Here is a 14,063-nt window from a genome sequence, read left to right on the forward strand (position 1 = left end):
ATGAATAATTTATAATTTCACAGCATGATCGCCGTCAAAAAAGTACAGCCAAATCTCGCTGATCGGTTCTCCCAAAATATCATGTAATGCCTTGCTGTATAACTCTAGCTGAAAACGATATTTTTCCTTAAGTGCTTCTAGGCCGCCCTGATGTTCTAATACAGAGTCCGTCTTATAGTCTAGCAGAATAATCCGGTCCTCTTCTCGGAACAGGCAGTCAATGACCCCTTGAATTAGCACAGCCTCACTAAAGCCTTCCTTATTGTTCTCAGGGGTAAGCTCCGAGACGGCTTCATTCATATAATCGAGCCCTCGATAAGCCTCACCTGCGGGAACCATATAACTGAATGGCATTTCTCTAAGCTTCCAAGAAGAAGCTATTAATCTACGTCCAAGTTCATTAGTATAAAAAGCTTCTATCTGATCGGGAGCTACAGCCTCCACCTGCTCAGCAGTTAGAATAGCCACTCTCTGAAGTCGGGCTAAGGTTTCTTCCACAACCATAGGATCAACTGAACCCTCCAGCGGAATATGCTGCATGACTGTATGGTATGCTGTCCCGCGTTCCGCTGGGGTCAGACTGCGTTTTTCCATAAATTTCGGACGCCGCAAATGAAGACTGTCCGCACCTGCAACACTTGGACGTTTATCGTTTTCTATTGAGGTTGTAGAATTGCCTTCTTCCAGCAGATCAAAAGAGGGCTGCTCCTGTAATGACAACAACGCTTTTAACTCCGTAACAGAAGTTTTAGCCGGAATACCTGAGGCTGCCGCATACGGATAATTCCATTCCAGTCTTCTAGCAATTTCATCGCTAGTCTCTGTTTCATATATATTTACAGATTCACCCTTATGCAGTGCTTCGAGTACAGCTTGCCGTTCCTCTACCTTATCTTCAGTCTGATCCGTTGGCAGGAACGCCCCAGAATTAAGTTCGGAAGCATTTTGCACACTGATGCTCCAGTTGGACACATCATTGTGCAGCACCGTGGAGACGGTACCTTCTGAACCGCCCAGCTTACGAAGAATCGCCGCAGCAGGGTGCCGGATCAATGCCGGTCCAACCCAATCCAAATAGCTGCGCCCTCGGGCCAGCAGATGGTCTGCAAGCAGCAGCTCATCCCGGTTCTGTACGCTGCTCCAGCTAGCGATTTTGCGTGGCAAATCTCTTACGGTGCCCACTAGAATCATTTTATCTCTCGGACGAGTTAACGCCACATATAATACACGCATTTCCTCAGCTAATAACTCAAGCCGTGTACGCCGGTTAATAGCCAGATAAGGAAGTGTTGGGTAACTAACTCGCGTTTCCCGTTCCACAAAACGTGGCCCAAAGCCAAGCTCTTTGTGCATAAGAAATGGCGAATGCAAATCTTGTCGATTGAACTGTTTTGCCATCCCGGCTACAAAAACAACAGGGAACTCCAGACCTTTGGATTTATGGATGGTCATGATTCTGACGCCATTGCCTTCTTCACCGCCACCGCCAGCTACACCCAGATCTCCGCCATTCTCACGAAGCCGTGAAATGAACACCAGAAAACGGAACAATCCGCGTGCTGCGGTGTCATTCTCAAATTGCACAGCCCGATCATACAAAGCTTTAAGATTGTTCTGGCGCTGCGAGCCTCCAGGCAGTCCTCCAACCCATTCCAGATAGCCGCTCTCCCCATAGATACGCCAGATCAGCTCACTGAGACTACCTTGTCTAGCCGCATTTCTCCAGCTTTCCAGCTGTTCTAGGAAATGTTTAAGCTTGCGCTTCAGTTCTGGACTGATCTGCGGCAGATCTTTATCAGGTAAAACATTATTTTCGACGGTGCTTGCGGATTCAATCACATGAGCCGAGAAGAGGTCATACTCTTCTTCAGCCTCTTTTGCATCTTGCATATCCACCGCCATCTGTACTGCTTGAAAAAAAGGACCCTGACTACACATACGCACCGTAGCCAATTCTTCTTCCGTTAATCCGACCACAGGTGAACGAAGTACGCCAGCCAGCGGAATGTCCTGCTGAGGATTATCAACTATTTTTAAGAGGGAAAGTGCAATTTCCACTTCTGTAGCTTCAAAATAACCTTTATTCAGATCACCATAAGCAGGGATTCCTTCCATCCGAAGCTCTTCGATGATTAGAGGGGTCCAGATTCTTGCCGAGCGAAGCAGGATCACGATATCACCGTAAATAACCGGGCGCATAATCTTGAGTCCTTTATCGTAGATAAGCAGTGGCGATCCACCGGTCATCCCCGTCATTTGTGAAATACGCCGGGCAATTGCCCGCGCTTCCAGCTGCGCCGTCTCGCTCTCAATGGCTTCACTCTCCTGAAGTGGCGCCTCACCGTCTTCAGAGGTCTCTTCTGACTTCCCTGCTGCCGAACCACGATCAATCAATAATAACTCCGGTGCAAAAAAGATATCAGGCCCCTTCTCTGCTGCACCTGGGAAATTCGCTCCGTAAACAAGCTCAGCGCGTTCATCATAATTAATCTCCGCTACCGTCTCATTCATAATCTGCCGGAAGATCATATTGACGGCATTTACAACCTCCATGCGACTGCGAAAATTACGGGCCAGATCGATGACCGAACCGCTAGATGATTCATTAGTAATTTCAGATAGATCATCGATTTGGTGTGAGCCAAAGCTGCGGTATTTATCCAGGAATAGCCCCGGCTCCGCCAGACGGAATCGATAGATACTTTGCTTCATATCTCCGACCATAAACCGGTTACCGGGTGTTTCACGGGATATTAGCCGCACAATCTCCTCTTGCACACTATTCGTATCCTGATACTCATCCAGCAGAACCTCATCGAATTGAGCACGGTATTCCATAGCTGCATCAGAAGGCAGGGAATGACCGGGCGTAGAGTCCGGATGGCGTAGAATTTGCAGACAATAATGCTCCAAATCACTGAAGTCGACTAGACCTCTTCCTGCTTTTTCAATTCTATAACGTTCACCGAATGCTATCACTGTCTCTGCAAGCTCTGCCATCAGTGGAGCCGCTTCGTTCAGCTCTTTCAAAAAAACCTCAGGCGGACGGCCAAACAATGCTTTCTGAAGATCTAAAATACTCTTCTTCACACTGTCGCGCAGTTCCTTCACCATCTCCTGCAGTCCAGGATCTGTCGAATCCTTCTTACAAGCCTTTAATTTCCCAAAATATACTTCCATGAAAATATCATATAATTCTGCCCAAGGTCGTTCGTTTACGGCATCCTGCAGTGCATTTACCATCTCAAGATCAGCGGTTAAATTCTCAGCATAGGGTGCCGGACCGCCCGGCTGCAGTGCAATCTCCCGGCCTTGAATCAGCTGACTGGCTGCGCCCGCAAGTGTCAGCTTCGCTTCTTCAAGAATGCTCAGCACCCATGGCGTTCCACCCAGACTTTCGGTGTCTGGCAATGAGAAATCAGCTGCAGTATCACGGAGCCATTGCGCAGGCCAAGGATGGCTGCGGGCATAATCATGCAATCGCTGTATGAGCGCATGCACTGCATCATCACTGCGTTCACCACTGAACCAATCAGCGAGCTGCACAAATATACTATCCTCGCCATCCGCACCTGCTTCACCGTACTTTTCCTCCAGCAACTCTTCGAGCAGCTCCTGCCGCATCATCTCCGCTTCATGCTCATTTAATATGCGAAAACCCGGATCAATCGGAATCATTTGATAATAACGCCGGATCACTTCCAGACAGAAGGAGTGCAACGTTGTAATCGAAGCTTTGCCCAGCAGGGATAGCTGACGGCGCAAATGGTCGTTCTCCCCATTCTCCTCCAGCTCCCGATCAAGGGCTTCCCTGATCCGCTGCCGCATTTCGGCAGCCGCAGCTTTGGTAAACGTAGCTACTAATAGCCTGTCTACACTGAAGCCGTTCTCTTCCTTACTGATTTTTCGAATAATCCGTTCTACCAGCACCGCCGTCTTACCGGAACCTGCTGCCGCAGCAACGAGGATGTCATCACCGCTCTCCGCAATGGCGCGCCACTGGTCATCACTCCATATACTTCCTTCCGGTTTCGCTTCTATTTCAACCTTCATACTCAAGGTGTAGTTCCTCCTTTGCGGGACAGCAGATCCCATATAACGTCCTTCCCTGGCTTACCCAGATTGTTATAGCTGTTGCCTTCCACAGCTTCATCGAACTGGCAGACAGGTCTAAAGGAACAGAATGTGCAGGCGGTCTCCTGCCCAATTCGGTACGGCTCAATCGCCACATCACCTTCTGTAATCCGTGTCCCGATATCCGAGATTGTCCCTCTAACGGAGGATAATAGATGACCCCACTGCTCTGGTGTAGCTACTGAAGCACTGCTATAAAAGCTGCCGTCAGCTTTTACTGCTACAGGCACGATAGAAGAATACCCTTTGTCTAAAGTGGTATCCATCAGGGAGACAACCTCACGATCTGCTGTAAGCAGTCCTTTCATCTTGAAGCGTTTCAACAGCTCTTGCTCAGCCTGTTCCTTGTTCATCCCATTGGATGAGGTCAACAACGGATCATGCACATGGAAATAAAGTGTGCCGGCTGGAAGTGCCGGCTGCCCCAGCCATTGCTCCGAATATGTTAGCAGCACATCCAAATAAGTCAGCATTTGCAGCGATAATCCATAATACACCTCATGCAGCTTGAGATCCTTTTGGCTCGATTTATAATCAATTACCCGCAGAAGAATTCCGTTCTCTCCACGGGCCATATCTACACGGTCAATCCGGCCAACAACCTCCATCACGCAGCCATTTGGCAGCGTAATCCTTAAAGGCGGCAACTCCTTATCCGGTCCAAAGTCCAGCTCCAGCCCTACTGGCTCAAAGCTGCCCCGGCGGGCATGCTCGCCCAGAATCACAGAAGCACGTCCAACAATATTCTTAAGTTTACGGGAGATGTACCCGTAACGTTTGGAGCTCATTAGGATTTCACCCTGCAACATCGGAGATAGCCGCTCTACTGTCTCACTGGCCTCACGCCGACATTCATCCGGAGACAAGCTGCCCCAGCCCCGTCCCTCTTGTTTCAGTCTTATCGCCATATCACTTAACGCAGCATGGAACAGCTGTCCAATATCAGGTGCTTGCAGCTTATATAGCTGACGCTCCTTCAGTCTTAGTCCGTAGGACGCAAAATGGGAAAATGAGCACGCAACAAATTTCTCCATCCGGGACACACTGCCCCGCAGTGTTGAGCCACCATACAATCTGAGGCTTGTGCCACGCTTTAGCTTCGTTCCCTCATTACGATAGAACAGTGAGCTTAGCAAACGTTCCAGTTGAAATTTACGATCTTCGTTCTTAGTAAACCAGTTATACACATCCCACCATAGCTCCGGAATTTCTGTCCCCTGGCGCCACTGCCGCAGCTGCATAATCAATGCGCGAAGACTCTGTTCTGGTTGACCAATGAAACCGAGATGAATAGAATTTCCGACTTCTGCCGGTAGTCCCGCAGGGGGAAGTGCTGACAAGCTATGCTCTTGAACCCTTGGGAACATTCTATGCAAATGCCGGATAACCTCAGAGGGAAGGAGAGCTTTGCCCTCATCATCTGCTGTAGCGTAGCTAATCCAGAGCTTTCGGCTTCCTGTCGTTAGCGCATTATAGATCAGAAACCGCTCGTCCAGCAGTTTACGAGAAGCGCCGGGAGCAAGCTCCATTCCAGCATTCTCTAGTACGGAGCGTTCACCTTCCGAGAGAATTCCATCTTCCTTAAACTGCGCAGGCACAACACCTTCATTAAATCCAAGCAAAAAAGCGTATTTAACCCCCGTTGGGCGAGTCCGATCCATATTGCCGACCAATACTTGATCCAGTGCGGGCGGAACTAGTCCCATTTTAAGCTCAGCAAGTCCTGTCTCTAGAACTCCGGTGAACACTTCAAACTCAAGTCTTTCATTGCCCATCATTTCTACTATCTGATCTAGCAGATCAAGTACCGCACCCCACAACTGGCTATGTTCCCTAGCCTTCTCGGGTTGGCCCTTCTCCATAGACTTAACACTGAGTTTCTCCAGCTTTCGTGCAACATCCGTCTCTTCAAGCAGCTTGTACATTGCCGTACATAGTTCAAGGCCGCTACGGCTTTTCTGGATTCGTTTCTCAAAAGCAAATAATGGTCCTGTTATACTAGCACGGCATCGTTCCATAGTAGCAAGCAGTTCATCATCCATCTGTCTGCCGCCTTCCAGCGACAAGCTAGGAATACCTTTCCATGAGCGGCCATCCGTCCAGCGATACCCTTGAATCCCACAAGCCAGCACATAGTTTTCTAAAGCATCCATATCCTCACGTGTAATACTACCGTCTAGCGGAAGCAAAAGCTCCGTCTTTACGCAACGGAATACATCCTCGTAACGCCAGCGACGACGCACTACATCCAGCGCGGAACGTATAAATTCCACTAGCGGATGATGCAGCTCATTTACCTTCTGGTCCAGAAAAAATGGCACTCCGTAATCTTGGAACAACGGTTGGATCAGCTGCTCGTAATCGCCAATATTGCGCATCAATACAGCCATTTCGCCATATTTTGCACCTTCATCACGCGCCAGTCTAGTCATTTCGCGCAGTGCTCCCTCAACCTCTGCTCTGTGCGAAACTGCGGCGCCTATGGATATAGCCTCTCTTGCCAGTTCATCCGCACCTATCCAGGCCTTCCGGCGATCATATCCCCGTTCAAGGTGAGCAAGTACTGGACTTTCTTCAAAACGCGGAAGAACCGTTGGCTCCAGCAGCTCGTCCCACACATCAATGCCCAGCTCTTCAGCTATTCCACGCAGTTTAATGTAAGTAACCGCAGTGGGGTGAAACAATTCAAGCTCATTCAACTGATCTCCATATGGGTAAGGACGATCAATTGTAAGCGAAACGGTCAGCTTCGAAGCTTGCTGCATCAATTCTCGAAGCACTACGAATTCCTGCGGAGTAAATCCATGGAATCCATCTACCCAAATCTCCGCCCCGCGAATGTAGGAGGAATCAGGAATATGCTCAGCCAGTTCTGCTAAACGATCCTCTTCATCGATATAGAGACGTGACATTTCCTTCTCTAAATCGCTGAATACCAGCTGCAAATCATCCAGCTTACCCTCAAGAATAGGACTTCTTGCAATAGCTCCTCGCATAGCGGACAACTGCTCTTCTAAATCAGTGGAACCCAAACAGCAACGCTTCATCTCCGTGTGCAGTTGGTTCAGACGTTCCACAAAACCCGGTCTGTCTGCTGAGGCACCGAACAATTTCAGTTCCTCTTTGCGACGACTGATGATTTTGTAAATTAACATTTTCTTACCTTCATCACTGATTGGCAGACTTGCACTGCCACCAGTTTCCTGCTTCACACGATAGGCAAGCCGCGAAAAACTCAGTGTCTGCGCCCGAAGGCTTCCCTTCACATTCCCTACGGTCAAAAGCCCCCGTTCTGCTCCAAAAGAACCTTGCTCTGGCACAAGAATAATAATCGGCGCACCAAGCGGTTCCTTCTCTAAGGAAGAAGAGATAGATTCCCATATTTTTGTTGTCTTGCCACTGCCCGAGCGGCCTAGTAAAAAGGTTACCGACATAAATGATAGACTCCTTCCGTAACGGAGAAAATATATAAATTACAAGGTGAAATATCCACCTATTGATTACACTCCAATTAAAAAAGTTCAGTGATTCCTCGTCCCTTCAGTATATCATAACCACACTAATCGGAACATGTGTTTGCTAGTATTTTCTAATGTTTTACAAAGGATAACAGCTACGAGTACAAATAAAAAAAAGCAAACCTCCGGATTTTGGCGGCTTGCTTTTTAGAGTGTTTAGTTTGTTTTTAATGCCAGATGTGCAACGTTAGATTAGAGCTGCCAATGTCGGAGCATAGGGTCAATGTTAGACTGTTCGGTGTTCAGCGTTCAGCATCCAGCGTTCGGCATTCAGCGTCCAGCGTCCAGCGTCCAGCGTTCGGCATTCGGCATTCGGCATTCGGTATTCTGCGTTCAAATTGCACATTTTCGGCTAGGCTTGTTTCATTAATTACTTACAGACCCAGGAGCCGTTATTCGTGGATTCAGTGCTGTTTTGGCAACTTTTCGGACCCCATTGACGCTATTCTTCGAAAATGTGTTGCATTACGGGTGTTTTAAGAGCAATAGCGCCTTTGGGGTCCGTAAGAATTCAATAATAGGCTGTTTACGCTAAATAGAGTCATCTGAGTCCGTTGGCAACTACTTGCCTTACAGTCGACTCACGGCCACCCTACGTCCAGCCCTTTTATCCTATTTGTTACTTGGCAATGTAAACCTTTTTGACCTTCAGGCTTATTTTTTACTCCGCACTTCAAAAATCGCAAACTTCAGATAGTGTCCTTCATTAACGCCAAGTATTTGTGGGTGGTCTTTGCCTGCGGCCCGCCATTCCACAAGTCTCAACACCTTGCCAGCATCTTTAGCTGCATCGGCAATCGTTTCGAGGAACAGATCTGGCTGCATATGGTAAGAACAGCTTGCGGTAACCAAATAGCCGCCTTCGTTCACCAGCTTCATCCCGTGCAGATTGATATCCTTGTAACCACGGCAAGCGCCAGCTACTGCACTTTTGGTTTTGGCAAACGCCGGAGGGTCCAGGATGACTACATCCCAAGTTCTTCCTCCACCTGCCGTCATCGGCTTGGATGTGTCGGTTTTGGCTGTTTTGCCTCCGGATTTAGGATTTGTAGCAGTTGCTGCCGTCTCTGTTCCACTTGCAACTGTCGCCCGTTCAGAACGTTCCTCTAGTCCTTTAACCTGATTCCGTAAATATGCAAAAGCATCATCCACTACGAATTCAACACGATCGCTAAAGCCGTTCAGCTCCACATTCACTTTGGCACTCTCAATGGCATGCGCTGAAACATCGAGGCAGGTTACTTTTTTCGCGCCATACTTGCAGGCATGCAGCGTGAAGCTGCCCGTATGTGAGAAGCATTCCAGCACTGTCGCACCGTCCCAATAAGGGAACGTTACATGTTTACCGCTCTTATTAACTGGCAAGGTCTGTAGCGAACCCTCCTCAGTTTCGATTTCCTGCAGCGTAATGCCGCTTCGTCCCCCCCAGCCTTTCATGAGCGGAGCAATAGAAGCTCTATTCTCACGTTGGTCAAAGAAGTAGCCAGTCTTCTGGCCTTCTTCAATATCAACGACCAGCTTCAGGCCATTCTCACTCACAGTTACATGCCGTGGACACCCCCCATACAGCAAACCCGTTGTCTGCTCCATACCTTCAAGCTCGCGCACACTAACATCACTGCGCTCATAGATTCCGCGCGGTGCCATAACCTGCACCAATGCTTCGACGATTTCTGCACGCCGCTTGTCCATTCCGAGCGTAAGCAGCTGCACAACCAAAATATCTCCGAATCGATCTACAATAAGCCCCGGCAAAAAGTCCGCTTCACCATAAACCAAGCGATAAGCATCCGCACCCGGAAGGAACCGATTTCTGTGTTGCAGACAATTCGCAAAACGTTCTGCAAAAAAGGCTGTATCCATGATCGCAAGGGGTCCCTGTGATACAATTCTTACCCGAATCTGTGACGCTGGATTGTAATATCCCACGGCCAAAAATCGGCCCTGATGATTAAGGACATCTACTAATCCCCCCGCTTCCGGATTTCCTTCTACCGATGCGACTTCACCTGCATAGACCCATGGATGGCCCTGTTCCAGTCTTTTTTTGCGATTGCGTTCTAAAATAACCGATGGCAATGACTTCAACTCCCTGTTTTTCTAAAAATGTTTTTATACATGTCCCATGCAATACATTCATATATTGGTGTACAACCCTCGTCCAAAGGAGTATGCCCTATGTTCAGTGATTTGCTGTTCCCTATCATATATGGTCTTGTTATCTTTCTAGCCGGCATGAAGCTGATGGAAACGGCGTTGTCCAAGCTAGCAGGCCCTCTATTAACTACAAGTCTAAATAGAGCTACCTCAACACCTATTAAAGGAATGATTGCCAGCAGCCTGTTGTCCGCCTTACTCCAGAGCAGTACTGCTGTAACGGTGTTGACTATCGGCATGGTCAATGCCGGCCTGCTCACCTATGCCCGCACACTTGGCATTATCTTGGGCAGCAACATCGGCACCACATTAACTACAGAATTGATCGGACTTCAGATCAATACCATGGCCACGCCCTTGCTGGCAGCCTCGCTCAGTCTGTGGGCAGCGGCAGTTATTGCAGGCGAACTGCCGCCTACATCGCGAGTGGCAGAGCTCTGCCACAAAATATCCCCGCCACTGCAATTTATCAGTCTGGCTGTATCAGGCTTCGCCCTCGTCCTATGGGGGATCGCTGTCATGCAGTCTATCGGCGGAACACTTCAGGAAAGTGGCTTATTCCTCTGGTTCCTAAACCATGCCGCTACAAGTGCCCTATGGGGGCTCGCCGCTGGAGCGTGCCTAACAGCCCTGCTCCATAGCAGCGCTGCTGTCATAGCTATGGCTATGAGCATTGCCGCCTCGGGTGCCATGCCGCCTGAGCTAGGTATAGCCATTGTGCTGGGCGCCAACGTAGGCACCTGTGTCACAGCGGTCATCGCTTCCATCGGCGGCACGCCATCCGGCGTCTTCGTCGCTTGGTCCCATGTTGCGCTTAATGTAGGCGGTGCACTACTATTCTTGCCCATGATCGGGCTGCTACAAGCAAGTGCAGCATGGATTGGTGGAGGCCCTGCTTCACAAATCGCCCACGCCCAGACCATTTTCAACGTAGTCTGCTCACTTCTAGCACTGCCATTATGTTACCTGCCTATATGGACAAAACTGGAAAAACGTCTTCAGTCTTAGCTTAAAGGTACCGTTTTTTTATACCCCAGCTTTCCACAACTGTACTATTATACTTCAATCGAAAATATTATAAAACCGCGAACCGTCGTAAAAAGTGATCACCGTCGAGAAAATTCCAATCAGCGCAAACAAAGCCAATGCAAAATAATCGTCTCTCGTGAACGGGCGACTGCTATACCAAGTTCGTTTTGTCTCAGTGCCAAAGCCGCGCAGCTCCATAGCGGTACTGATATTTTCAATTCGCTCGATACTAGTCAAAATTAGGGGCATCAGAATCGAAATGATATTTTTTAGCCGCTTAGGCAGCTTTTCTTTTCTAGAAATATCTATTCCCCTTGCTTGAGCAGAAAACGATATATTCTCATAATCTCGTTGAATATCCGGAATGTACCGCAAAGCCAGCGATACAGAATATGCAATTTTATAGTTCACTCCAACTCTGTTTAAGGATGCTGCAAATTCACTGGGATGGGTCGTTAGAAGAAACAATAGTGCCATTGGAATGACCACTGCATATTTGAGGGCAATATTGAATTGATAGAATAGCTGCTCCCAAGTTACCGTATACCGGCCTGCAATGTGCATAATATCATGACGTGTACCGTAAACACGTACGCCCTCCAAAGGAGAAAAGATAAAGATAGCTATATGATTAAGCAAAAAGAAAATCAAGATGAAATATAATACGAAAGCATAATCCTGAAATTGGACTTTGGAAATTCTAAAGGCAAGCAAACTAAATAACAGCATCACAATTAGACATCTTGTATCATATGTAATCATCCCCGTCACAGACCACACTACAAATAAAATCAACTTAGTAGCGCCGGTAAGACGGTGAATAGGTGAATCCTGCTTCGTAAAAGTTAACATTTTGGCCTTCATCCGCCTCGGCTCCTCCTATCATACGCAATGAACCTTCTAACGAACTCCTCAGGTTGTTTCAGTTCAGCTTTTACAGCTAGGGCAAAAAGCGAGGTTTCTTTCAAGTTCGCTTTTTTTACCACATCAGTATTCGTTAATATTCGCTCAGGGCTATCATCCGCAAGCTTCACGCCATCAGCTAACACTATAGCTCTATCGGCATATTCCAGCATCAAGTGCATATCATGCGTGATCATAATGACCGTCATCCCCTGCCCCCGCAGCGTCAAGAGAAATTCCATCATTTCGTTATAATGCCTGTAATCCTGAGCAGCAGTCGGCTCATCCAAAATGATCACTTCCGGCTCCAGTACCAGAATAGCGGCAATCGTAACCCGTTTCTTCTGGCCATAACTAAGCGCCGAGATAGGCCAGCTGCGAAAAACATAAAGTCCGCACACCTTCAAGACTTGATGGACACGTTCACGAACGAGCTCCTCAGAGCAACCTCGGAGTCTAAGTCCTAGAGCGACCTCGTCATATAAAAGTGTCTTAGAAATCATATGATTGGGATTTTGCATAACAAAACCAATCCGCTCTGCCCGCTCCTTAATCGTGTCCTGAGCAATATCGCGCCCATGCATCCGTATCGATCCGGAAGTAGGTTTATAGAAGCCACAAATAAGCTTGGAAACTGTAGATTTTCCAGCTCCATTTCGCCCCGCTATACAGACCATCTCTCCTTTATGAACACAGAGATTGAGCTTATCTAGCACCTGCTGATTTTTTTCGTATCCAAAAGAAATATCGCTAAGCTCGAGGATGGGTGGGCTATCCAGCTTATCCTGCCGTGCCTGATTGCACTCATACCAGATCTTAAGTTTATTAGAACACGCCTCCAACTGTATATCGTTCATATGCTGCGGATTCATATTTGCTGTAATCGAACATCCGGCATACTTTAAAGCCGTTAAATAGAGAGGTTCCCGAATGCCAACTTCTGAAAGTAGGGTTGTGCTCAACAGTTCTGCAGCCGGCATATCCGCCACAATACATCCTTCATGGATCACAATAATACGATCCACTGCCCGATGCAGCACCTCTTCAAGACGATGCTCGATCATAATAACGGTTTTACCTGTCTCTTTATGCACTCGATCAATAAGCTCAATCGCTTTTATACCGGTATAAGGATCTAAGCTTGCCAGCGGTTCATCAAAGAGCAGGATGTCCACATCACCTACCAGAACACCTGCCAAGGTCGTTTTTTGCTTTTGTCCACCCGATAACTCTTGAGGAGAAGAAGCCAGAAATTCGTGGATATCCACCGCTCTTGCGGCAGCCGCCACTTTACTCTTCATTTCTGTCTGCTGAACCACATGGTTCTCTAGACTGAAGGCGATATCCTCACCAACCGTTAATCCTACAAATTGTCCATCCGGGTCCTGCAATACAGTACCCACCTGATTGGACAGCTCTGCAATACTCAGATCCTTCTGCTCCTGGCCCATAATCCGTAATGAACCTGATATTTCCCCACTGTAAGCAAAAGGAATGAGACCATTAATACAATGAGCAAGTGTACTTTTCCCAGAACCTGAAGGCCCCACGATAAGCACCTTTTCCCCTTCAACAATCGTTAAGTTGATCCCCTGCAGTGTGGGTTCCTGCTGTGCCCGATATTGAAAGCTGAAATCCTTAAATTCAATCATTACTTTTTTCATCCGAGACCTTCCTCTGGGTTAATGTGAAGAGAAAAAAGCCGGTGATTTCCACCGGCTTTTTTAGCTTGGATTTGTATTCCACTCAAGCTTCTCTAGTTAAGCTGCCCTGTTTCGTTCTTGTCTTAGCATACGCAATGGCTAGTAAAGATCCGATCACTGCCACCGAAGCTATATTTAATGCACCTGCGGTCAGTCCTTGCGTAAATACTTTATTTACGGGTTCTGCATAGATCAGAATATCCAACACCGGGGCTACAAGGAACCATGCTACAGCATTCGCTGCAATCTGAGCCAGATTAAAGCGTATTATTTCCTTTCGTCCGAATTCCCCGTCATGAATAGCGATTCTAGCTACTAACAAGCCAATAACCAGCCCTACAATGCCAGATGATATGACCCAACTGAACCATGGCGATCCATAAGATATCGTATCCTTCAGGGTATGCCCGATCAGGCCTATAAATAATCCGGCAAACGGACCGTACAATAGGGAGAACAATGCCAGTAATGCGTATGTAGTCTCGATGTTAGTGTTTGGAATACCCGAAGGAATCGAGCCGAATCTCCCCAATATAACGAATAAAGCAGAACCAATACCAATCGCTACAATCGTCTTGATCGACAACACCTTTTGTTTTGCCATGTTCTCATCTCCCCC

7 protein-coding genes are annotated in these 14,063 nt (G+C 47.7%); 1 reads left to right on the plus strand and 6 read right to left on the minus strand.

The genetic code is table 11. The features are described from left to right. Positions 1-9 precede the first annotated feature (9 nt). From addA to MHH86_RS23555, 3 genes are all read right to left on the minus strand, one after another. Positions 10-4,053 (minus strand): helicase-exonuclease AddAB subunit AddA, encoded by a 4,044-nt coding sequence (gene addA, locus MHH86_RS23545; RefSeq protein WP_076146062.1) that lies wholly within the window; start codon positions 4,051-4,053, stop codon positions 10-12. A 2-nt stretch (positions 4,054-4,055) separates the two neighbouring features. Further along, positions 4,056-7,568 (minus strand): helicase-exonuclease AddAB subunit AddB, encoded by a 3,513-nt coding sequence (addB, locus tag MHH86_RS23550; protein ID WP_076103755.1) that lies wholly within the window; start codon positions 7,566-7,568, stop codon positions 4,056-4,058. A gap of 738 nt (positions 7,569-8,306) precedes the next feature. Then, positions 8,307-9,731: a class I SAM-dependent rRNA methyltransferase gene (locus MHH86_RS23555; protein WP_076141825.1), complete on the minus strand. Its 1,425-nt coding sequence runs from the start codon at positions 9,729-9,731 to the stop codon at positions 8,307-8,309. Between the two features lie 99 nt (positions 9,732-9,830). On the opposite strand from MHH86_RS23555, the gene MHH86_RS23560 reads away from it, so the two are divergent. Continuing rightward, on the plus strand, positions 9,831-10,817 hold the full coding sequence (locus MHH86_RS23560) for a Na/Pi symporter (RefSeq protein WP_038572907.1): 987 nt from the start codon (positions 9,831-9,833) through the stop codon (positions 10,815-10,817). Positions 10,818-10,871: 54 nt separating this feature from the next. Here MHH86_RS23560 and MHH86_RS23565 read toward each other — a convergent pair whose 3' ends face one another. From MHH86_RS23565 to MHH86_RS23575, 3 genes are all read right to left on the minus strand, one after another. Continuing rightward, positions 10,872-11,702 carry an energy-coupling factor transporter transmembrane component T gene (locus tag MHH86_RS23565; RefSeq protein WP_038572909.1) on the minus strand — a complete coding sequence of 277 codons (831 nt, stop codon included), beginning with the start codon at positions 11,700-11,702 and terminating at the stop codon, positions 10,872-10,874. Next, positions 11,699-13,405 (minus strand): ABC transporter ATP-binding protein, encoded by a 1,707-nt coding sequence (locus MHH86_RS23570; RefSeq protein ID WP_038572911.1) that lies wholly within the window; start codon positions 13,403-13,405, stop codon positions 11,699-11,701. The genes MHH86_RS23565 and MHH86_RS23570 overlap by 4 nt, the downstream gene beginning before the upstream one ends. Before the next feature lie 82 nt (positions 13,406-13,487). After that, positions 13,488-14,048: an ECF-type riboflavin transporter substrate-binding protein gene (locus tag MHH86_RS23575; RefSeq protein ID WP_036683889.1), complete on the minus strand. Its 561-nt coding sequence runs from the start codon at positions 14,046-14,048 to the stop codon at positions 13,488-13,490. Positions 14,049-14,063 lie beyond the last annotated feature (15 nt).

Source organism: Paenibacillus sp. FSL F4-0097 (genome assembly GCF_038593125.1).
GTDB lineage: Bacteria > Bacillota > Bacilli > Paenibacillales > Paenibacillaceae > Paenibacillus_AQ > Paenibacillus_AQ odorifer.

Excerpts from the sequence above, each read along its gene's own strand:
- addA (WP_076146062.1), bottom strand. The coding sequence starts at position 4,053 with ATGAAGGTTGAAATAGAAGCGAAACCGGAAGGAAGTATATGGAGTGAT.
- addB (WP_076103755.1), bottom strand. The coding sequence starts at position 7,568 with ATGTCGGTAACCTTTTTACTAGGCCGCTCGGGCAGTGGCAAGACAACA.
- MHH86_RS23560 (WP_038572907.1), top strand. The coding sequence starts at position 9,831 with ATGTTCAGTGATTTGCTGTTCCCTATCATATATGGTCTTGTTATCTTT.
- MHH86_RS23565 (WP_038572909.1), bottom strand. The coding sequence starts at position 11,702 with ATGAAGGCCAAAATGTTAACTTTTACGAAGCAGGATTCACCTATTCAC.
- MHH86_RS23570 (WP_038572911.1), bottom strand. The coding sequence starts at position 13,405 with ATGAAAAAAGTAATGATTGAATTTAAGGATTTCAGCTTTCAATATCGG.
- MHH86_RS23575 (WP_036683889.1), bottom strand. The coding sequence starts at position 14,048 with ATGGCAAAACAAAAGGTGTTGTCGATCAAGACGATTGTAGCGATTGGT.